The sequence below is a fragment of the Klebsiella sp. MISC125 genome, from assembly GCF_051131775.1.
In the GTDB taxonomy this organism is placed as follows: domain Bacteria; phylum Pseudomonadota; class Gammaproteobacteria; order Enterobacterales; family Enterobacteriaceae; genus Klebsiella.
In genome coordinates this window covers 3194013-3213410 of record NZ_CP180448.1, presented here as the reverse complement: position 1 = coordinate 3213410, position 19398 = coordinate 3194013, and the positions used below count along the sequence as shown (strand labels likewise).

21 protein-coding genes are annotated in these 19398 nt (G+C 53.7%); 10 read left to right on the top strand and 11 right to left on the bottom strand.

Annotated elements, in window-relative coordinates; all coding sequences use genetic code 11:
- Positions 1–9 precede the first annotated feature (9 nt).
- Complete coding sequence (locus ACMYSL_RS15270; RefSeq protein WP_434658958.1) at positions 10–1038, bottom strand: isopenicillin N synthase family dioxygenase; 1029 nt, start codon at positions 1036–1038, stop codon at positions 10–12.
- A gap of 274 nt (positions 1039–1312) precedes the next feature.
- Between ACMYSL_RS15270 and ACMYSL_RS15265 the strand changes: the two genes are divergently transcribed.
- Positions 1313–1588: a VF530 family DNA-binding protein gene (locus tag ACMYSL_RS15265; protein ID WP_142462423.1), complete on the top strand. Its 276-nt coding sequence runs from the start codon at positions 1313–1315 to the stop codon at positions 1586–1588.
- 45 nt (positions 1589–1633) lie between these two features.
- Here the strand turns inward: ACMYSL_RS15265 and ACMYSL_RS15260 are convergent, their stop codons facing one another.
- Complete coding sequence (locus tag ACMYSL_RS15260) at positions 1634–1822, bottom strand: hypothetical protein (RefSeq protein WP_110274718.1); 189 nt, start codon at positions 1820–1822, stop codon at positions 1634–1636.
- Positions 1823–1892: 70 nt separating this feature from the next.
- A complete protein-coding gene (locus ACMYSL_RS15255; protein WP_110274717.1) occupies positions 1893–2102 on the bottom strand; it encodes a YdgH/BhsA/McbA-like domain containing protein in 210 nt (69 codons plus the stop codon).
- 337 nt (positions 2103–2439) lie between these two features.
- Between ACMYSL_RS15255 and ACMYSL_RS15250 the strand changes: the two genes are divergently transcribed.
- The 6 genes from ACMYSL_RS15250 to ACMYSL_RS15225 are packed head-to-tail and all read left to right on the top strand — an operon-like array spanning position 2440 to position 6801.
- Positions 2440–3180, top strand: a complete 741-nt coding sequence (locus ACMYSL_RS15250) for an amino acid ABC transporter ATP-binding protein (protein WP_434658957.1) — start codon at positions 2440–2442, stop codon at positions 3178–3180.
- An 8-nt stretch (positions 3181–3188) separates the two neighbouring features.
- Complete coding sequence (locus ACMYSL_RS15245) at positions 3189–3887, top strand: ABC transporter permease subunit (protein WP_142513704.1); 699 nt, start codon at positions 3189–3191, stop codon at positions 3885–3887.
- Between the two features lie 9 nt (positions 3888–3896).
- Positions 3897–4649, top strand: a complete 753-nt coding sequence (locus ACMYSL_RS15240) for an amino acid ABC transporter permease (RefSeq protein ID WP_434658956.1) — start codon at positions 3897–3899, stop codon at positions 4647–4649.
- Positions 4639–5481 carry a transporter substrate-binding domain-containing protein gene (locus ACMYSL_RS15235; protein ID WP_434658955.1) on the top strand — a complete coding sequence of 281 codons (843 nt, stop codon included), beginning with the start codon at positions 4639–4641 and terminating at the stop codon, positions 5479–5481. Before ACMYSL_RS15240 ends, ACMYSL_RS15235 begins: the two co-directional genes overlap by 11 nt.
- Before the next feature lie 4 nt (positions 5482–5485).
- On the top strand, positions 5486–6013 hold the full coding sequence (locus ACMYSL_RS15230; protein ID WP_434658954.1) for an L-2-amino-thiazoline-4-carboxylic acid hydrolase: 528 nt from the start codon (positions 5486–5488) through the stop codon (positions 6011–6013).
- On the top strand, positions 6013–6801 hold the full coding sequence (locus ACMYSL_RS15225; RefSeq protein WP_434658953.1) for a pyrroline-5-carboxylate reductase family protein: 789 nt from the start codon (positions 6013–6015) through the stop codon (positions 6799–6801). Before ACMYSL_RS15230 ends, ACMYSL_RS15225 begins: the two co-directional genes overlap by 1 nt.
- Here ACMYSL_RS15225 and ACMYSL_RS15220 read toward each other — a convergent pair.
- Positions 6798–7754 (bottom strand): AraC family transcriptional regulator, encoded by a 957-nt coding sequence (locus tag ACMYSL_RS15220; protein ID WP_182238526.1) that lies wholly within the window; start codon positions 7752–7754, stop codon positions 6798–6800. The two genes, ACMYSL_RS15225 and ACMYSL_RS15220, sit on opposite strands and share 4 nt — an antisense overlap.
- 108 nt (positions 7755–7862) lie before the next feature.
- On the opposite strand from ACMYSL_RS15220, the gene ACMYSL_RS15215 reads away from it, so the two are divergent.
- The gene (locus ACMYSL_RS15215; RefSeq protein WP_434658952.1) at positions 7863–9062 is read left to right on the top strand and encodes an MFS transporter; all 1200 of its coding nucleotides are present in this window, start codon (positions 7863–7865) and stop codon (positions 9060–9062) included.
- A gap of 106 nt (positions 9063–9168) precedes the next feature.
- Here the strand turns inward: ACMYSL_RS15215 and ACMYSL_RS15210 are convergent, their stop codons facing one another.
- Genes ACMYSL_RS15210 through celB form a run of 3 tightly spaced genes read right to left on the bottom strand, consistent with a single transcriptional unit; the run spans position 9169 to position 12907 of the window.
- On the bottom strand, positions 9169–10626 hold the full coding sequence (locus tag ACMYSL_RS15210; protein ID WP_434658951.1) for a leucyl aminopeptidase family protein: 1458 nt from the start codon (positions 10624–10626) through the stop codon (positions 9169–9171).
- Between the two features lie 3 nt (positions 10627–10629).
- Positions 10630–11583: a N(4)-(beta-N-acetylglucosaminyl)-L-asparaginase gene (locus ACMYSL_RS15205; protein WP_304258945.1), complete on the bottom strand. Its 954-nt coding sequence runs from the start codon at positions 11581–11583 to the stop codon at positions 10630–10632.
- A 4-nt stretch (positions 11584–11587) separates the two neighbouring features.
- The gene (gene celB, locus ACMYSL_RS15200) at positions 11588–12907 is read right to left on the bottom strand and encodes a PTS cellobiose transporter subunit IIC (protein WP_434658950.1); all 1320 of its coding nucleotides are present in this window, start codon (positions 12905–12907) and stop codon (positions 11588–11590) included.
- A gap of 155 nt (positions 12908–13062) precedes the next feature.
- Between celB and ACMYSL_RS15195 the strand changes: the two genes are divergently transcribed.
- Entirely contained in the window at positions 13063–13884 is an 822-nt protein-coding gene (locus tag ACMYSL_RS15195) for an XRE family transcriptional regulator (RefSeq protein WP_434658949.1), read from the top strand.
- A 332-nt stretch (positions 13885–14216) separates the two neighbouring features.
- Positions 14217–15077 (top strand): AraC family transcriptional regulator, encoded by an 861-nt coding sequence (locus ACMYSL_RS15190; RefSeq protein WP_434664105.1) that lies wholly within the window; start codon positions 14217–14219, stop codon positions 15075–15077.
- Between the two features lie 37 nt (positions 15078–15114).
- Here the strand turns inward: ACMYSL_RS15190 and ACMYSL_RS15185 are convergent, their stop codons facing one another.
- The 4 genes from ACMYSL_RS15185 to ACMYSL_RS15170 form a co-directional block, all read right to left on the bottom strand.
- The gene (locus ACMYSL_RS15185) at positions 15115–16635 is read right to left on the bottom strand and encodes a carbohydrate porin (protein WP_182238537.1); all 1521 of its coding nucleotides are present in this window, start codon (positions 16633–16635) and stop codon (positions 15115–15117) included.
- Between the two features lie 90 nt (positions 16636–16725).
- Entirely contained in the window at positions 16726–17058 is a 333-nt protein-coding gene (locus tag ACMYSL_RS15180) for an L-rhamnose mutarotase (RefSeq protein WP_434658948.1), read from the bottom strand.
- On the bottom strand, positions 17051–17977 hold the full coding sequence (locus tag ACMYSL_RS15175) for a dihydrodipicolinate synthase family protein (protein ID WP_434658947.1): 927 nt from the start codon (positions 17975–17977) through the stop codon (positions 17051–17053). The genes ACMYSL_RS15180 and ACMYSL_RS15175 overlap by 8 nt, the downstream gene beginning before the upstream one ends.
- Before the next feature lie 99 nt (positions 17978–18076).
- On the bottom strand, positions 18077–19381 hold the full coding sequence (locus ACMYSL_RS15170; protein WP_182238541.1) for an MFS transporter: 1305 nt from the start codon (positions 19379–19381) through the stop codon (positions 18077–18079).
- Between the last annotated feature and the right edge of the window lie 17 nt (positions 19382–19398).

Sequence of the window (19398 nt, the reverse complement as noted above, 5' to 3'; positions counted from 1 at the left end):
TTGTTATGTTTAAACGATCAATTGCTCGGCGCGTTCGCGAAAGACATCCTGGTAGTAACGTTCAGCGACATCAGGATGCGAGCGCAGACGTCCTTTCAAATAATTCCAGCCCACTTCACGCAGCAGCGGGTTTTGCGGGTCACTATCCGGTCCGAGGGCTTCACGGGCCAGTTCGGGAGGAAGCGTATAAACGGGGACCACGGCATCCAGTTGCGCGCCGAGGAAGAAAGCAATCGACAAACGCTGCCGTGTGGCGGGCGGAGAGACCACCCGGTGCACCGTCGCGCGCAGATAGCCGTTGGTTGCCAGTTCCAGCAGCTCGCCAATATTCACGACAAAGCTTCCCGCCAGCGGCGTAGCGTCAATCCAGTGGTCGGGTGAAACTTCGACCTGCAATCCTTTTTGCTCATCCTGCAACAGAAAGCTAAGAAAACCGGAATCCTTGTGCGCGCCGACGCCCTGGGCACTTTGCGTTTCCTGTTGGCCCGGGTAGCGGATCAGCTTGATATGCTCGTTGGGTTTATCGCCATACAGGCCATCAAAGGCATCCTGCGGCAGGTGCAGTGCTTCGGCAAACGCGCGCAGCAGCGTGATCCCAACCTGGGTCATCTCCTGCTGCCAGGTTAGCAATGTCGGTTTGAGTGAGGGCAAGGCTTCGGGCCATAAATTTGGCCCCTGCAGGCGCTGCCAGCGCGGGGCGCGTTCGTTGAGCGTGAGCGCCGGGCGCTCGGCACCGATATCGAACTGCTCGCGCCAGTCTGGCTGACCACGGGTTAATTCCGATGCGGCGCGGTTGTAACCACGAAAGTGTGGGGAGTGGATCATCGCCACCTGCTGCTTTTGCTCATCAGCAAGGGCAAAGAAATCGCGGGACTGCTGCTGGACGGCCTGTTGCAGCGAGGCATCAACGCCGTGGTTAATCAGATAAAAGAAGCCAATATCGCGCGCTGCGTGGCGCAGGTCGGCGAGGAACGCCGTTTTCTCAGCGGGGTTCGCGTAGCGGGCAAGATCCAGTATCGGTAGGGTTGTCGCGTTCATTGTGTTCTCCGAAGGCGGTTTTCAGGCATTTTCGTTTAGTCAGATTCAGGGTTCGGGGACAACAACAGCGCATGATCGATTCCTCAGTCGGGTGGTTGAAGCCAGCTTGCCTTAAGCGAAAATAATCAACCAATAACGTTCTTTTCTAATTTATGTCTGCGCAGGGTTCTGTGCTTTTGCGAATTTTGGCTAAGAGGAGGGTGAGTCGGGTTGCGCACGGCGTCGTGAGCCAGTATGGTGGGCGAAATTTTTCTATTCAGGTAAAAACACGGTCATGCAGCACGCAAAAGATCCTCTGCACGGTATCACGCTGGAAGCCCTGCTCAACGCGCTGGTCGCTAAATACGGTTGGGCTGAACTGGCGAAGCGCATCAATATTAATTGCTTTAAAAGCGATCCGAGTATTAAGTCGAGCCTGAAGTTTTTACGCCGCACGCCGTGGGCGCGCAAAGAGGTGGAGGAGCTGTATATCGACTCGCTGACGGATGTGGCGTCAGACGTTGCGGATGCCCCGACAGAGAGTCCGTGGGCGAACTGGCAGAAAAAGTAAGGAGCGCAGCGGATATTTCCGCGCGCTCCTTTTGTTATGTCTTACTTACTGAAGATTACCCGCCGTCAGGCTCTCTTTATCGAAAGCATGGCTGACATCAATATGGTTCTGATGCACCGAGGTATCTATATTTGAACCTGCTTCTGGTCGCGCAAAGCTATTCTCTGCGGCCATCACGGTAGATGACAGTGTAGCGGCCAAAAGCAGTGCGGTGACCACGCTGATTTTTTTCATATTTAATTCCTTATTTCATCGTGTTGTCGCTGTCGCCTGTTCTTTTGGCGGCCCGGCAATGTTGTCGATCTTATTTAGTCAGTTCAGCAGTCATATGCACGCGGTTATTAAACTGAGCGCTGGTAATTTTGTATGACGCGCCTTGTTCTGCTGCCTGAGCGGCGATTTTGGCTTCTGCGCGGTCCAGAGTTGAGGCACTGGCGCTAACGCTTTGTGCAAAAGAACCGAAAGAGATCATAGAGAGAGCAGCAACTGCAACGAAAGTTTTGATGGATTTCATGGTCGTATTCCTTATGTTTTTTGTCAGTGTTGGAGCGTTGTTGCCCCGATGTGATAAATAATAGACCGAGCATGCGGTGATTAAAATCGAAACAATTTGCGCATCTTTTTCAGAAAAATTGAATGATTTTGGCGTTTCAGTGTTAACCCCACTGAATGGTGATGCATTGGTTACAATCCGGACTTAATACCATAACAAATATATAAAAAGTTATTTTTCGACTTTAGATATGTTTTTTTCTTGTTTGCTATCCCCTGAACCGCAGCAATATAGTTTTTACACAGCAACAAACGTCGATAAGCGGCGGATTGGAAAATATATTCACGAATATCTCATTATGATAACTCTCGATAAAATCAGTAAAAATTTTTCCGGTGAGCGGGTACTCAAAGATGTTTCACTGAGCGTAAATCCCGGCGAAATTATTTGCATTATTGGCCCTAGCGGCTCAGGAAAAACAACGCTGTTGCGGACGCTTAATTTTTTAGAACCCGCTGATAGCGGACAAATTAAAATAGATGATGTGGCGCTGGACTGTGCAGATGCGGGTAAAAAGGAAATTGAAAAGCTACGCGCCAAAACCGCAATGGTTTTTCAATCGTGGAATCTTTTTCATAATCTTACCGCACTGCAAAATATCACCGAAGGCTTGATTTATGCCAAAAAACGCTCGCGCCAGGAGGCTGAAAACATTGCCGAACGGTTATTAAAACAGGTAGGGCTACTGCATAAGAAAGATCACTATCCTCATAGCCTTTCCGGTGGACAAAAGCAGCGCATCGGTATTGCCCGCGCGCTGGCAATCAACCCCGCTGTGCTTCTGCTGGATGAGCCGACTTCGGCGCTGGATCCGGAGAAAGTCGGCGAAGTGCTGGAACTGATACAGACGATTGCCGCCGAGGGGCAGACGATGATTATCGTCACTCACGAAATGGAGTTTGCCCGCCAGGTGGCTTCTCGGGTGGTGTTTATGGAAAACGGCGAGATTGTTGAACAGGGGCCCGCGGAGCAGATATTTGGTGCCGCGCAGCAGGGGCGAACCCGGGCGTTTCTGGCTCGTTTGCACTACCACGGCTGAGGCTAAAGATGGACAATAACGCGTTGTTTAGCTGGCAGGATATCATCCAGATAATCCCCAAACTGCTGGAGAATTTACCGATCACCCTCGGGATGACCTTCGCATCATTGCTGTTGGGGCTGATGCTGGCGCTGATTATTGTGGTGCTACAATTTAGTCGATTTACGCCGCTCAGGATTGTTGCAAAAGGGTATACCGATATTCTGCGCGGGGCACCGCTGGCGCTGCTGATCCTGCTGTTTTTCTTCGGTGGCAAACTGATTCTGACGGCGCTGGCGCTTCCACCGCTGTTGGTTGGCGATACCACCTTTGCCATTTTATCTATCTCGGTCAGCATCAGTCCTTATTTCGCCGAAATGATCCGCTCGGCATGGAATGCAATAGATATTGGCCAAAAGGAGGCGATTCGAAGCCTGAATATTCCCTGGCACATTGGCATTCGGCGAATTATTTTCCCCCAGGGATTAATTATTGCTATTCCCAACTTTGGTAATCTTTTAATCAATCTGGTGAAGATGACCTCTCTGGTGAATATTATTGGTATTGTCGATATTTTTGGTCGGGCACAGAAGATCTCACAAAATAGCTATGGTGCTAAACAGGTTGCGGCCTTTATTAGTGTGATAATCGTCTACTGGTTGCTGAATAGTATTATTCTCTATTTTACCACCCGTATTGAAAAGAAATATCAGTTCCTGCTGGAGTGACAGATTAACATGTTTAGCTTTGCATTCATTCGGGATAATTTTACCTTTATTTTGAGCGCACTACCGGTGACTCTGGCGATAACGCTCTTATCACTACTTTTTTCTACCCTGCTGGGGGCAGTGCTGGCATATGTCATTATTCGCCAGACACCCGGCGTTAAATATGTGGCGAAGATATTCATCTCCTTTGGCCGTTCGGTACCGGTACTGGTGATGCTCTATTTCTTTTTTTATGTCTGGCCGTGGATTGCCGCCGGACTGTTTGGCGGCCCGCAGGAGAATATGTTCAGCTATAAGCTCTCACCGCTAGTGGCGGCGGTAACCGCGCTGTCGCTGATCTTCAGTGCTTATTTTGCCGAGACCTTTCGCGCCGGATGGAACGCGGTTGATAAAGGGCAGCGGGAGGCCGCCTGGTCGATTGGCGTCAGCGGGTTTACCCAGTTTCGGCGGATTATCTTTCCGCAGGCAGCGGTATCCGCGTTGCCTAACTTCACCAGCGTGCTGATCGATCTGATTAAGGATACCTCGCTGGTTTATACCATCACCGTTATTGACCTTATGGCGAAAGCCAACATCGCCGCCGCACGCGGCTTCCACTTTGTCGAAGCATATTGCGTGGTGCTGGTGATTTACATCGTGTTGTGTCTGGCGATCGCCCGGGCATTGCGCAGCGTAGAAATATCTCTGAGCGCACGCTGGCGAGGAGATGCACAAAAAAGAGTGGCAACTTCATCATTTTGGGGAAAGTATTTTGAAAAATAAAACGTTACTGGTGAGTTCTTTGTTCCTGACAATGGGAATTAGCGCTGCGCAGGCTGCTGAAAAAAGCCCGACGGCGAAAACGGTAGAAGTGGTGGTGAATGCCAACGGTTTTCCTTTTAGTTTTGTTGACGATAACAATACTATTACCGGCTATGATGGCGATCTGTTAAAGGTGCTGGATCAGCGGCTGGCCAATTATAAATTTCATTTTAATGCTGTCTCGCGCGATGCGATGATAGTCGGCTTATCTACCGGGGCCTATACCCTCGCGGCGGATCACTTTTATCTCACTAAAGAGCGGGCAGAAAAATACGAACACTCCGGTGAACCGACCGGGATCAGCGATTTACGCCTGATCGTGCGTAATAACGAGAACGATATTCATAATCTTGGCGATCTTGCCAGCGGTAAGAAAAAGCTGGTGCCGATTCATACCACCGATGCGCGCTATACGGTGATTGAAAACTACAATAAAAAGCACCCGACGCAGCAAATTAATCTGCAACCGAATGGTGAGCAGTCTGCCGCTGATATTTTTAAAGCGGTGGCTTCAGGTGAATACGATGCGGCAATTTATCCTATTGGCGCGCTGCTGGCGTTAAATAAGGCGCTAAATCTTAACCTTAAAGCTTCGGATTCTGTCGGCTTATTCCCTAACGTCTATTTATATAAAAAGAATACCGATCCACAGTTGATCAAAGAGATTGATAGCCAACTGGCGGCCCTGAAAAAGGACGGCACGCTCGCCGAGCTTTCACGTAAGTGGTACGCCGAAGATGTGTACGCCTTACCGGGCGCCAATGACGTCAAAGTCAATACCGACTGGGAATAAGCGCATGAGCGAAATCACCGCAAAACCGGTGCATAACGAGGCAACCTTAACTGATGAAGTCACTCTGGCACTGCGCGCGATCACCGAAAAGCGGGCGGCAACCCTCGGTTATCTGCTTGATGAAAGCCGCCAGCGTAACATCACTGATGATTTTGCCCGTGAGGCGATTCGTCATTATGGCCGGGATATTGGGCATAAGATTCGCGCGCAGATGCACGATGGACGAGATCTGGAAGCGTTCGCCACGATGTTTACTCGCGGTCTTGAATCTCAGGTTTATGAGATGGAGCCCGTCAGTGCCAGCCGCACGGAATTTATCGTCCTGTTTCACTATTGCCCTTACGTCAACTGCTGGCAGCAGCAGGGGCGCGATGCCCGTGAAGTTGAGACGCTGTGCGATATCTGTATGGAAGGCGACCATGCGTTAACCGACGCATTCCCGGGACTGAAGTTAGACGTACAGACCGCGCTGGCTCGCGGTGACGCAGTCTGTCGGCTGCGTTTTTATCAGTCAGAAGAGCAGGAGGCATAATGGCAAATGTTCATTTTATCGGGGCCGGGCAGATGGCGGAGGCGATTATTCGCGCGTCTTTAAGCAACGGCACGCTGCGAGCGGAAGAGATCTCGCTGGAGGATATTGATGATACGCGTGTTGATTATCTGCAAAACCTCTATTCGCTGCCGAAGGGGGGCGGGTTAACGGACGCTTCTCTGGTGGTATTGGGGATCCGTCCGCAGGACGATCTGACGGCGGTGGCTGACCGTGCTCGTTCGCAATTGACGCGGGGAACGACGGTTGTTTCATTAATTGCTGGAGTGACGCTGGAAAAACTGTCCTCCTTGTTTGGCGCTGAAACGCCGATTGTCAGGGTGATCCCCAATACTCTGACCGATACCGGATTTGGCTATAGCGGCGTGACCCTAAACGCCCTGGCCAGCACGGAGCGGGTCGAGCCGTTTCTGCGCGGTTTCGGCAAAGTACTGTATCTGCCGGAACGATTGATCGATATCTTCACCGGCTTTGGCGTCGCAGGTCCCAACTATATCTACTACTTTATCGAGTCCTTTACCGATGCCGGGGTGTTGGCTGGGTTGTCGCGGACTCAGGCCACGGAAATGGTGCTGGAAAATCTGCTCGGCGCGGTAGAGATGCTACGCCGCAGCCAGAAGCATCCGCGCCAGCTTCTGGATATCAACAATTCACCGGCGGGAGTGGGGATTCACGGTCTGTACGAGCTGAATAGTAGTGATTTCGCCGCCGGGCTTCAGCGTAGCGTGCTGGCGGCGGTCAGGCGCACTCGCGAATTAGGGCAGAGCTAAAACTCTTCTCCCCGCGACAGGTCACGCAGTGCGCCCGGCGCTTTGCCGGTGATGCGCTTAAAGGCGCGGCTAAAGGCGGCATGCGAACTGTAGCCCAGTTTGAAGGCCACTTTTTCCAGCGCCTGTCCCTCATGGGAAATGTATTGCACCGCCAGCCGCATCCGCAGCTCGGTCAGGTAGCGGGCTGGTGTGGTACCGGTGGCGGAGAGAAAACGTTCGGCAAATACCGAGCGGGAGGTTCCCGCCTCGCGGGCCAGATCTTCGACTTTCCAGTTGATGCCGGGTTGTTGGTGCATGACGTAAATGGCTTTGGCCAGCTTCGGGTCGCGCAGCACCTGCACCCAACCGGTGGCATTGCCGCAACCGCACTCCACCCAACCCCGCACAATCAGCGCGGCGACCACATCCGCCAGCCGCGCCAGAATGCCAGCATAGCCCGCCTGACGCGTCAGGGTTTCACGCTCCATGGCGGCGAGCATCGGCTGGATCTCCGGGCGAGTGGTCAACAGGCTGCTGACCAGCATCACTTCCGGCATCGCTTTGACCAGCGGCTGCATGCCGCCCAGTTCGAAGTCCATGCAGCCGCTAAAGATAATGGCGCTGCCATTTTTCGCGTCGTCGCCCTCATTTTTAACACAACACACGGTGCTGCAAACCGGTTCGCTGGGAAGCTTCAGGACGTTCATCACCGGGGCCTGTTCGTCGGAAAGCAACGCGTGGCTATCGCCGTTGGGAATAAATAACGCATCGCCGCTTTCCAGCGTCAGACGTTGACCGCTGGCCATGCGCAGCAGCACCGGGCCCCGGCTAATAAAGTGGAACTGCGCTTTGCCGGGCACATGGCTGAACTCGACGCCGAACGGGCGGCTGGTCTCGATGCGGCGATAGTTAACGCCGGAAAGACGCATGCCGCGCAGCAGTTCACTGGTGAGATCGAGGGCTTGCTGAGTCATTACATCACTCCCGGACGAATTATCAATAATTGCAGAGTATGCATCATAGATCGTCCGGACAGAACCGCCTAATCTTAACGAAATGTTAATTGTTCTGGAGAGATGTATATGAGTTCTTGCATTGCCGCTGAAGAGAGTCTGGCAAGCGCTAAGCCCGCGTGGCGCGCCGTTTATGCGCTGGCGCTGGGGGTGTTCGGCCTGATTGTCGCTGAGTTTCTTCCTGCCAGCTTGTTAACGCCGATGGCGGCAAGCCTCGGGGTCAGCGAAGGCATGGCGGGGCAGGCGGTAACCGCAACGGCGCTGGTGGCGTTGTTCACCGGCCTGTTGATCACTACTGCGACCAGAAACATTGACCGCCGCTGGGTGCTGATGTTTTTTTCCGTTTTGCAAATCATCTCCAGCATGATGGTGGCCTTCGCCGGAACGCTTGAGTTTTTACTACTTGGACGATTGTTGTTAGGGATTGCGATTGGCGGCTTCTGGTCGATGTCGACCGCCACCGCTATGCGCCTGGTTCCGGCGGCGATGGTACCGAAAGCGCTGGCGATCATCTTTTCTGCTGTGTCGATTGCCACCGTGGTTGCCGCGCCGCTGGGGAGCTATTTCGGCGCGCTGATAGGCTGGCGCAACGTGTTTATTATTTGCGCATTGCCGAGCGTAGTTGCGCTGTTGTGGCAGCTGTGGGTATTGCCTTCGATGCGCCCGGAAAGCGCGGGCAGCTTCGCGACGCTGTTTAAGGTGTTGCGCCGTCCGGGCATGATTGGCGGAATGTTGGCGACGATCCTCATTTTCAGCGGTCACTTTGCCTTCTTCACCTATCTGCGACCGTTTCTGGAGACCGTGGCGCAGGCCAGCGTTGAAGGGGTTTCCCTGATCTTGTTGGGTTTTGGGGTAGCGAACTTCATCGGTACGTCGATTGCCGGTCATCTGCTGGCCAGAAGTCTGCGCATGACGCTGGCGTTGGTGCCGCTGGCGATGAGCGTGCTGGCGCTGATGATGGTGACGTTCGGGCACTTCGCGCTGTTGGATGGTTTGTTAGTGGCGATGTGGGGTTTTGCCTTTGGCCTGGTGCCGGTGGGTTGGTCAACGTGGCTTGCCACCACGGTACCGGATGAAGCGGAAAGCGCGGGCGGGCTGTTGGTGGCATCTATTCAATTGGCGATTGGCGCAGGCGCGGCAGGCGGCGGAGCGGTGTTCGATCTTAACGGTGCCAGCGGGGTTTTCGCCGGTAGCGGTTTGTTGCTGGTCAGCGCGATGGTGATTGTGTTGTTTGCGGTAAGAGTCAAACCGGTGGTGAGCGAGAAGTAGGGCATTCCCCGGAGGCGGTGCTGGCGCACCTGTCCGGGCTACTTTATGGCAGGTACATCGTGCGGGTAGCCCGGGCAAGGCGCAACGCGCCGCCCCCGGGAAGGTTTTAAACATGGCTGATATCGTTGAGCAGATGCTGGATCAGCAGCGGTATTGGCCTGCCGGAGGCCACGCTCTTGCCGCCTTCGCGCCACAGCGCCGTGCCGCTGACGTCGAGGTGGGCCCACGGGATTTCCGGCGGACAGAAATGCTGCAACAGCCAGGCGGCGGAGGCACTGATTGCCGCGTTGTTGCCCGGCGTATTGCAAAGATCGGCAATCGCGCTTTCGGTCTGTTTCTTCAGCCGACTGTCCAGCGGCAGCGACCAGACTTCATCTCCGCTCTCTATTCCCGCCTGAGTCAACGCCGAGCGCAGGGTTTTGTTTTGAGTCATTAAACCACTGAGGTCATAACCCAGCGCTTTCACCACCGCGCCGGTCAGCGTTGCCATATCGATAATATAGCGCGCCTGCGGATGTCGCTGGCTGGCCCAGGCAATGGCGTCGGACAGCACCAGGCGGCCTTCGGCGTCGGTGTTGTTGATTTCTACCGTTAAGCCATTGCAGGCGCGAGCGACGCTGCCCGGCTGCATAGCGTTCGGGCCAATGGCGTTTTCCGCCAGCGCCAGCACGCCCATCACCCGCACCGGCAGCGCAAGCTTCGCGATGCTCAGCATCAGGCCGAGCACGTTGGCCGCGCCGCACATGTCATACTTCATGGTATACATCCCGGCGCCTTCCTTCAGCCACAGTCCGCCGGTGTCAAAGGTCACCCCTTTACCGACGTAGCAGCGAACCGGACCATCGGTGATGCCATCATAATGAATCGCCAGCAGGCGCGGCGGGCGCTCAGAACCTTTTCCTACCGCATGAAGCAGCCCGAGCTCCTGGTCAATAATCGCCTTCTCATCCAGTACTTCGCAGCGCAGGGAAGGGATATTGGCGCACAGTCGCTGGGCTTCTTCTACGACATACTGCGGCGTGCACTGCTCGGAAGGGAGGTCCGCCAACCGTCGTGCGGCGAGCATACCGTGCGCGGTGGCCTGCTGCTGATAAGCCAGCGTTTCCAGCGCCGCTTGTTGTGCTGGCAAAGCGTAAAGCGCGAGCTGGCGCAGGCGGGGTCTGACAGCCTTCACCTGATGCAGACCTAAATCATCAAGCTGCCAGTCAAGATTGAATAAATAGCGCAGCGCTTTGCCTATCGCACCATGTGCCTCTCCCAGCGAGCAATCGAAAACCAGCACATCGCTTACCGGCGCTTTGAACAACGGGCGCAGCGCCTCGATCAGGCTGTCGTTAAGCGAGTCCTGCCACAGCGACTGCGGGATAAGCGTAATGCGGGCGAAAGGCGAGCAGCCAAAGCGGGCATCCGCCACTTCGCCGCGCGCGGCCTGCTCAACCATTTCGGCGAGCAGGGGGCTGGCGTTGTGGGGGGATTGCGCTAACAGCGTACTGCCGGGCCAGGTCACCAGATGTGCGCCATTGCAGGTGCTATCCAGATGGTTAATGAAACGATAATCCAACATAACTTACTCCTCGATGGGGGCGCGAATGCGTGCGGCGTAGGCCTGCATCCATTCGTCGTCCACCGGACGATAATGGGTTTTTTCCTGCACGCGCTCGGCACAAAACACGGTGAGCGGCTGCGTCGCGCTGGCGATCACAAAAGAGAAGGTTTTGATATTGGTCGCCGCGCCGAATTCGCCGTGGCGGTTCATGCAGACCACCGAAAGATCCCCCGCGCGACCAAAGCGCGACATCAGCTTGTCTTCCAGTTCGCACACCACTGAATCTGCTGCCTGCTGCGGGGTCATCCCCTGAGCCATTCGCCGCACGATCTCGTAGCTGGTACAGCCTTTCATCAGATCTTCACCGACGCCGGTCGCCGTGGCGGCTCCGGTTTCGCTATCGCAATAGAAGCCGGAACCGATAATCGGTGAGTCGCCCAGCCGCCCGCGTTTTTTCATAAACAGGCCGCTGGTTGACGTTGCGACGCTCATGGAACCTTGTTTATCGAGGCCGATAATGCCGACGGTGTCGTGGCCATCGTAGGGACTGAGGCCTTTATCCAGCGTTTCGCGGCAGCGCTTGTGGTAGTGCTGCATCGCCCGCTCGGTCAGCATCTCTTTGGCGGCGAATCCCTGACTCAGCGCCCACTCACGGGCGCCCTGACCGACCAGCAGGCTGTTGTATCGCTGGCGGCTCAGGGCGTGAGCCACCTTGACCGGATTGGCGATGTCCACCAGATTGCCAACCGCGCCGAACGCCAGGGTGTCGCCGTTCATATAGGCGGCGTCCAGCTCGACCTCGCCGTTCTCCGTTGGTAAACCGCCATAGCCCACTGATTTGTAAAGCGGAAAATCTTCGACTGCGGCTACCGCATTCACTACGGCGGTAGAGGTGTCAGCCCCGGCGGCCAGCGCCGCAGCGGATTCCGTTACCCCTTCCAGCGCCATTCGCCAGGTGGCAATAATTCCCCACATTGGTTTACTCCTGTTTAGCAAGCGTGTTGTCCGTTTCGGCACGGGCGGTGATTTCCGCCGCACGATACTGCTTATCGACGATGCGCATGAAAGGCAGGTACAGCATCGCGCCAATCAACAGATTAAGCAGTTGCATGATGCTACCGCTGAGATGCCCGGTGACGATAAAACCGCTGATCACCGGCGGCAGGGTCCACGGAATAAAGACCCCGGTAGTGACCGCCACCGCACCGATTTTCATCGCCGCGTACTGCACCGTCACCAGCACCAAAGGCACCAGGTTAAACGGGATCAGCATGATCGGATTCATGATCACCGGCAGACCGAAGAGAATCGGTTCGTTGATATTAAAGATGGAAGCGCCAGCGCCCAGGCGGGCGACTTCGCGCATATTTTTGCTGCGGGCGAAAATTAGCATCGCAATCACCAGCGATAGCGTCGCGCCCGCGCCGCCCATCCAGATCATATCGAAGAACTGTTCGGTAATGATGTGCGGAGGCGTAACGCCAGCCTGAATGGCGGCGATGTTATCGGTCTGGTTTTCCATCCACAGCGGACGAATGATGCCGTTAATCATTGAACCGGAGTTGATGCCGACCGACCACAGAATGGTGATGCTGAAGACGGTCATCAGCGCGCCAAAATAGGAGGTGCCGTAGTGACGCACCGGCGAGGCGACGACCTCATAAATAAACTGATGGATGGTCACGTAGTGGGTGTGCTCAAACCCGATACGAATCGCCAGGATCAGAATCATCACCAGCAGCGCCGGGATCAGCGCGGCGAAAGATTCCTGTACCGCAGGCGGAACGCCTTCCGGCATCTTAATCACCAGTTTCTTACGCTTGAGCCAACAGAAGAGCTCGGTCCACAGTAGCGAACCGATCATGGCGACGAATAATCCTTTGGTACCAATCCACTCCACCGGGATCACCGTGATGCCGCCGTTTTCTGCCACCTTGATAAACGGCGTCAGAATAAGAAAACCTACCAGCGAGAGGATACCGCAGGAGATACGGTCATCGCCGTAGTGTTCCGCCAGGCGGTAGGCTACCAGGAAGCTGATAAACAGTGACATGGTTGAGAAGACCGCGTTAAACGGGATCTCGATAATCGCGCTCCAACTGGTACCGAAGGTGCTGGTCATAAATTGCTGATACGCCTGATTGGGGAATGACGAAATCACCAGCAAAATTGAACCGACAATAATAAAAGGCATGAATGAAACGTAGGCGCCGCGGATAGCACCAAGGTGACGCTGCTGGGCGGTTTTCGCCGCCAGAGGCATCAATTTAGCTTCAAGAAATCCCAGAACATTGTTCATTGTGAACTCCGTACAAGATCGACAGGGGTTGTGTGTGTTATCTATGACGGATTATGAGAGAAAGCGGTGGCCTGAAAGGTGAAGCGGTTCACATTGTATTCTCTGCAATAATATATATCTCATATGATTAGTTATGTTTTCTTGTAGGGGAATGAATGGAAATCAAGCTGCACGCCAACGCGACTACCACGCCAAGAACGCGCAAATATCTCCAGGAATCGGATAAAAGTGACCGGGAACTGGCGCAGGAACTGGGGATTTCCATTACCACCGTTCGCCGCTGGCGTAACCGCAGCCATATTTCTGATAATCACACTACGCCGCATTTAATACACAAAGTGTTGAGACAAGAACAGGAAGCATTGATTAACACGCTGCGTGACGTCCTGCGTGCGCCGCTGGACGAGTTGCTGTTTATGGTTAATGAAGGACTGGGGATCGCCATCTCCCGCGCAACGCTGAGCCGTTATCTGCATCCGGCGCATAAAGGGCGAAAGAATGCCGCCCCGCAGGGAAAGAAGGCATTAAAAGCCGGGTTGCGCGCGGATACGCTGATGCTCCATTACCGCCTGCTGGCGCTCTCAATGGACGACGGCGGCGAGCATCATCTGCTGTGGGCGCAGGAGCCGATTAGCGGCTGGTGCTTTGGCCGCATCTATTGCGGGATTTCGCCCGCGCTGGTTGATAGCTGGCTGGAGCAAGTGCTGGAAGCCTGTCCGGCTCAGATACAATGTCTTGAGACTTACGTGCAAAAAGGCTTTCATCCTTCCAGCGCGGAGCTATTGTGTAGAGCGGTAGTGGCACAAGAGGTTGGGGCGGTACAGCTGAGTGAACGATTAGCCGACGTTATCCCGGCGCTGGATGAACCCGATGCGACTCTCCAGCGTCTCTGCGCGCTGTGGAACCAGGGGCGGACACAAAAAAAACTGGGCGATATGACGCCGCAGGCGTTTCTCGAGTCGCAGGGGCAAGAGTGAGGGTAAATCTGCTTTAGCGCTTGTGTGCGCATTATTGTCGGGTGGCGGCTGGCGCCTTACCCGACCTACGCAAACTGCATACGACTTCGAACCAGTAGCCCGGCTAAGCGCAGCGCGAGCCGGGGGATGTCCACATACTGCTCTATGCCTTAACTCGACAATACCGCTTTTTTTACTCAAAACAGCAGCGTTGAATTTCCTGAACGCTTTGTTGTGAGATAGCTCAAAAATCCATAATGCAACCGACCTGAATGACCACATACCGTGTCACGATAGATATCCATAGACTTGATGAATATTGATTATTTGGGGAGTGGTATATGACTTCACTCGTGCAGCGAACGCAGGTCATCGAAAACTGGTATCGTGAGTCCGATGATTTTTCGACGCTGGTGAATTATCGGGTTCTCAGGGCGGGCCATATCCGGACAAACGGCAATTTCCATATTCAACGTCAGTCGGTTGTCGGGCATGAACTTATATTTTGCCTTAAAGGGCGTGGGGTTATTCGACTGGAAAATAATCTGCATCATGTACAGGAAGGAAATCTGGCCTGGCTACCGGTACGTTGGCCGCATGAACATTATCCTGATAGCGCTGAACCGTGGGAAATATTATGGCTGAGAATTGATAGCTCAAAATTAAATAATATCATGCAGATTCTCAATGTTCTTCAGGAACCTGTATTTGCCTTCCAGCAGCCGGAGAAAGTGACTGAAATTTATTATCAACTGTTCAGTTTAATGAAAAGCCATACTCTGGTTTCAGACGCGCACTGCGATGCGCTGTGCGCAAAACTTATTTCTACCTTGCTGGAGAACCGCAGCCAGGAAACGGAGAAATCCCCGGTGATTACCCATCGTGGCCTGGGGCGGCTTATATATCAGATCCACAGCCACTATAATGACGAGTGGGATATTGAAAAATTTATGCAGTACTGCCAGGTGAGTAAATCGCAGCTATTTCGCCTGTTCCAGGAGACCTTTAATCAAAGCCCGTTAAAATGGCTGAAAAATTATCGTCTGTCTCAGGCCCGGCGATTATTAGTCGAAACCGATGACACAATTAGTAAAATCGCCGGGCAGGTGGGTTATAACGATCCGCTGCATTTCTCGCGCGACTTTCATCGCGCGGTAGGCGTTTCGCCAAGCGAATTTCGCCGTCAGGAAAAACAACTCTCGGATGGCGCGTGAATACGAACGGCTTCGTCAGGGAAGCCGTTCGCTGCGATCAGAAGAAGGTTTCCATCTGAATACCAAACGACCACTCTCCACCAGAGGTAAAGCCTTTCTGGCCCAGCGTATCGTTGGGACTGTAGTTATCCAGCGCTTTATCCCAGTTCATCCAGGTGGCAAAAACGCGCAGTTCCGGGCGGGTGAAGAACGGCGAGACATCGTCCGGGCGGAAAGTCGGGGCAAAGGTGAGCTTATAGAAGTTGCCGTGGACCTTCTGGTACTGCTGATAGCCGTTAGGATCGAGATCCATATACTGCCAGGTGGCTTCATAGCCTAATGCGAAGTTCTGCGTGATATTTTGCATGACGCGACCGTTCAACGTTACCCAGCGATAGTCATCGCCTTTGACGTAGCGATCGCTGCTGTATTGCGCAAGAATTGAAGGTGCGAAATCCCAGTTGCGGGCCAGGTTCACCATGCCATAGCTGGCAAAACGCAGGGTGCTGGCGTCAGAAAGCAGCGCCGGGTCGGTACCGATATTTTTCACCTCCGCGCCCAGCCCTTGCCCCCATGACAGCACGCTGCGTGATTCACCTTGTGCCATCCCATAGAAGCTATCGCCCTGATAACCGAGCAGTACGGTGTAGCCTTTATTGGCGGCGTTGAAGACTTTATAGCCGCTGAGCGTTTCACGTTCCTCGTTGTCTTTGGCCTGCATGCCGCTGACGAAAAGCTGCACCGGCCCGAAATAGTTGTTGGCGGTGAGAATGTAGTTCTGCACATCGTTATTCACCACGTCGACATCGCCAAAGCTGCGCCCGATAAAGGAGAAGTTGCTGCGCGTGTTCTCTGACCAGCGAACGTCATAAATACCACCGCCGGTGCCGTTGAGCGCCACGAACTTGGAGTCCAACCACGGAATTTCAAAGTTGTCGCGGTCGACGCGCTTCCCGGCCCACAAGGTGGTGTCTTTGAGCGGCCCGGTAAAGCTGGGCAGGGAGGCGATTTCGGCAAACGCCTGGCTGACGTTTAGGGTGCTGGAGTCGGCGGTCCAGTCGTTGTAGCTCTTTTGCTGGTCGGCGATCATGGTCATAAAACGGGTTGTCGCGCCATTATCCAGACGTTGTTTTTTCTCCAGATAGACTTCGACGTAGGTGTCAGGTTCGTTACCCAAACGGCCAATCGCGCCGCCGGTTTGCCCGGCTGGGGTCATAAATGGGCCACCCTGGGTATGGCGGGCGTTGTGGTTGGTCATCATCCCGGCGCGCGCGTAGCCGTGAAGTTCAAAATAACCATTATCGTCCGGGGTGATTTTTTCAATTTTTTGCGTGCGGGTTTCAAGGTCTTCGACTTTTTTCTTCGCCTGGTGCGATCCCTCTTCAGTTTGTTTTAACTGGGTCGCCAATTGCGCGTTTTTTTGTTCAGCGATAGCCGCGCGGTTTTCCGCCTGCTGGAGCCGTAATTCCAGTTGATTTAGTCGTTGTTCAACGCTGATATTGGACGCAGATAAAGCATAAGGGATCGTCAGTATATTTATCAGACAGAAACCGGGTAGGGTTATAGAGGTAATTTTCATATTATTCTCATAAGTCACTATCATAAATAAAAAAGACAGGAAACCCTGCGCTTATTAATAAGCGCAGAGAGATTGTTATTTATCTTTCAACTAATCTAAGTGGTAAACTTCTTCCATTTCAGCCCATAGCGTACCTTCCGGTTCGCCGTCGAGTGGCATCTGGCATGGGCCGGTCTCCTGCCACCACTGCTGAGTTTTTAAATGCCCAGCCATTTTCTTTTGATCGGCTTCATAATCGTCACCGTCATATTCGAGATAGCTGAACAATAATCCATTTTTATAATAAATTGAGAAGTTGCGTAGGTTGCACTCTTTAATCATTGCGTTCACTTCCGGCCAGGGGTTAGCGTGCAGCTCTTTATAATAATCCAGTTTTTCCGGGCGGACTTTAACCACACAGCCAAAGCGGCGAATTTTACTCATCGTCGTCATCCTTATTAATAACGTGGGCACGTTGCAGAATCTGTTTAATTTCGGCTTTCATCTCTTGTGTTAATGGTGATGCGGGAGGTAGGGAATAAACGGGAATATCCAGACCGGTCAGCTGTAGCGCATATTTCACGGCGTTATAAAACGGCACGTCAATGCTGTAGAGCGGTGGGATCCAGGAAAGAGACTGCTGTAGAGCGACCGCCGCGGCAAAATCCTGACGCTGCCAGGCGGCGAGTATTCCGCAGGTGAGTTGTGGCGCAAAGTTGGCGCTAGCCGGGATACAGCCGTCACCGCCGAGGATCAGAGTGCCCAGTAGATATTCGTCATAACCTGCGAATACCGCGAAATCCGGGCGCAACGGTTTGACCGCATGCAGGGTTTCCCGGATATGTGAGAGTGTATCAACGGTATCTTTCAGTCCCACGATATTCGGGCAGTTCAGCGCCAGCGTTTTGATAACCGATGGTGGAATCGACTGACCGGTCAGCACCGGGAAATTATAGAGAATAATCGGCAGCGGCAGAGCGTTAGCAATGGTGGTGAAGTGGTGCAGTAGGTTGCTTTCGCTCAGAGGATTGTACCAGGGATTGACCACCACGACGCCGTCGGCTCCCGCGAGTCGCGCATGTTCGCCAGCCGCAATCGTCTGCTGAGTCCCACAGCTGGCGATACCGATCAGCACCGGTTTTCTCCCGGCGACCGTGGTAATGCAAAATTCCGTGACTTGCCGCCGCTGGGCATCGGACATATGAGCAAATTCCCCCGCGCTGCCGAGGAAAAACAAGCCGTCGACCGGGGAGGCCAGCAGGTGTTCAATTAAGCGCGCCTGGGCAGATTGATCAAATTCTCCCTGCGCATTAAATAACGTCGGGACCGGGGGGATCACCCCGCGAAAAATAGGCTGAGTCATTATGTTCTCCTGTCGCGTATTCCTGAGTCAGTACCAGGCGCAGGCGAGGGCCTTCACACTCATCGCTGAGTGTGTTCTCGCCTGCAAACTACGCGTTATTTATTTAACGGATTTAATCGGTAATACAAAAAATGATGATGCGAATACAAACACAATGGCGGCAATAAACAGCGACGAATAATCATTATTAAAGGTCGCCAGCAGCCAGGCGGATAATATTGGGCTGAAGGATTGCGGTAATACGGTCGCAATCGTCAGAATGCCCATATCTTTACCCGCTTGCTTTCCGCCGCCGGGTAATACCTGTGTCATCAGCGCCATATCAATAGAGGTATAAGCGCCATAGCCCAGCCCCATGATGGCGGCATAAATATACATCCCGGTAAGCGTTGGCATAAACAGAGGCACACACAAACCGGCAGCCATTAACAGGGTTGAGAGGAAAACAAAGATTTTTCGCCGCTGCAGTTTGTCCGAGAGCACGCCGGAAACCAGGCCGGAGAACAGTAACGTCACCAGGGTGATCACCGAGATAGTGCCGATGGCGTAGTTAGACTCCTCGACGCTTAAGCCAATGAAATCCTGCAAAATATACAGCTGATAGGTTACGACCCCCTGGTAGCCCAGATACATGGCGAAGCGACCAAAGAACGCCCAGCCAAAATCCGGGTACTTACGCGGACTGACCCAGAAGTTTTTGAAGAACGAGCCCCAGCGGAAGGGTTCAACTTCCATGTTTCGGGTAGAGGGTTCACGGTTGATAAGGACAAAAGCCACGCAGCAGGCGGCAATCGCCAGCGCAAATACCAGGTAGCCTAGTTGCAGGTTCCACGCCAGATAGCCTGCGAGGATAATCCCCACCGTACCGCCGGCAGTCGAGCCCGCGCCGACGAAACCGGAGGCGATACCGCGGTTTTCAGGTAAGAACCGGTCGGCGATCACGGTGGCTAATGGACCGTTCATGCAATTAAGCGAGACGGCAGCCATCAACCAGAACACCGCAATACCGGCAATCGTGGTGGTCATTGAAATGCCGAAGATAGCCAGCCCACCGATTAACGCGCCGCCAACGATAAACGGTGAACGACGCCCCCAGGTTGAGCGGCAGCGGTCGGATAACGCCCCGGCAATCGGCTGGGCAAAAATGGTAAACAGCAGCGCTGAGGTCATCACGATCGCCAGGTTATTAGCCTTATTGGCAGGATCGATTTGCGCCACGTGGTTGGGGAGAAGAACCGAGATAACCCCACAATACAGCGCCAACAGTACAAAGAAATTGGTAAACAGCGAGGCCAGCAGGATATTTTTCTTACGCCCCGTGACTCTGTTGCTATTTTCTGACGATACGCTATCAGGTTTATCGTCAACCTTGCCGGCAGGCAGTGAGTTGATATTATCGGACATGCTTATTTCCTCATTAT

Excerpts from the sequence above, each read along its gene's own strand:
- ACMYSL_RS15210 (WP_434658951.1), bottom strand. The coding sequence starts at position 10,626 with ATGTTGGATTATCGTTTCATTAACCATCTGGATAGCACCTGCAATGGC.
- ACMYSL_RS15205 (WP_304258945.1), bottom strand. The coding sequence starts at position 11,583 with ATGTGGGGAATTATTGCCACCTGGCGAATGGCGCTGGAAGGGGTAACG.
- ACMYSL_RS15225 (WP_434658953.1), top strand. The coding sequence starts at position 6,013 with ATGGCAAATGTTCATTTTATCGGGGCCGGGCAGATGGCGGAGGCGATT.
- celB (WP_434658950.1), bottom strand. The coding sequence starts at position 12,907 with ATGAACAATGTTCTGGGATTTCTTGAAGCTAAATTGATGCCTCTGGCG.
- ACMYSL_RS15250 (WP_434658957.1), top strand. The coding sequence starts at position 2,440 with ATGATAACTCTCGATAAAATCAGTAAAAATTTTTCCGGTGAGCGGGTA.
- ACMYSL_RS15230 (WP_434658954.1), top strand. The coding sequence starts at position 5,486 with ATGAGCGAAATCACCGCAAAACCGGTGCATAACGAGGCAACCTTAACT.
- ACMYSL_RS15255 (WP_110274717.1), bottom strand. The coding sequence starts at position 2,102 with ATGAAATCCATCAAAACTTTCGTTGCAGTTGCTGCTCTCTCTATGATC.
- ACMYSL_RS15260 (WP_110274718.1), bottom strand. The coding sequence starts at position 1,822 with ATGAAAAAAATCAGCGTGGTCACCGCACTGCTTTTGGCCGCTACACTG.
- ACMYSL_RS15215 (WP_434658952.1), top strand. The coding sequence starts at position 7,863 with ATGAGTTCTTGCATTGCCGCTGAAGAGAGTCTGGCAAGCGCTAAGCCC.
- ACMYSL_RS15245 (WP_142513704.1), top strand. The coding sequence starts at position 3,189 with ATGGACAATAACGCGTTGTTTAGCTGGCAGGATATCATCCAGATAATC.
- ACMYSL_RS15195 (WP_434658949.1), top strand. The coding sequence starts at position 13,063 with ATGGAAATCAAGCTGCACGCCAACGCGACTACCACGCCAAGAACGCGC.
- ACMYSL_RS15265 (WP_142462423.1), top strand. The coding sequence starts at position 1,313 with ATGCAGCACGCAAAAGATCCTCTGCACGGTATCACGCTGGAAGCCCTG.
- ACMYSL_RS15270 (WP_434658958.1), bottom strand. The coding sequence starts at position 1,038 with ATGAACGCGACAACCCTACCGATACTGGATCTTGCCCGCTACGCGAAC.
- ACMYSL_RS15170 (WP_182238541.1), bottom strand. The coding sequence starts at position 19,381 with ATGTCCGATAATATCAACTCACTGCCTGCCGGCAAGGTTGACGATAAA.
- ACMYSL_RS15185 (WP_182238537.1), bottom strand. The coding sequence starts at position 16,635 with ATGAAAATTACCTCTATAACCCTACCCGGTTTCTGTCTGATAAATATA.
- ACMYSL_RS15220 (WP_182238526.1), bottom strand. The coding sequence starts at position 7,754 with ATGACTCAGCAAGCCCTCGATCTCACCAGTGAACTGCTGCGCGGCATG.
- ACMYSL_RS15240 (WP_434658956.1), top strand. The coding sequence starts at position 3,897 with ATGTTTAGCTTTGCATTCATTCGGGATAATTTTACCTTTATTTTGAGC.
- ACMYSL_RS15175 (WP_434658947.1), bottom strand. The coding sequence starts at position 17,977 with ATGACTCAGCCTATTTTTCGCGGGGTGATCCCCCCGGTCCCGACGTTA.
- ACMYSL_RS15180 (WP_434658948.1), bottom strand. The coding sequence starts at position 17,058 with ATGAGTAAAATTCGCCGCTTTGGCTGTGTGGTTAAAGTCCGCCCGGAA.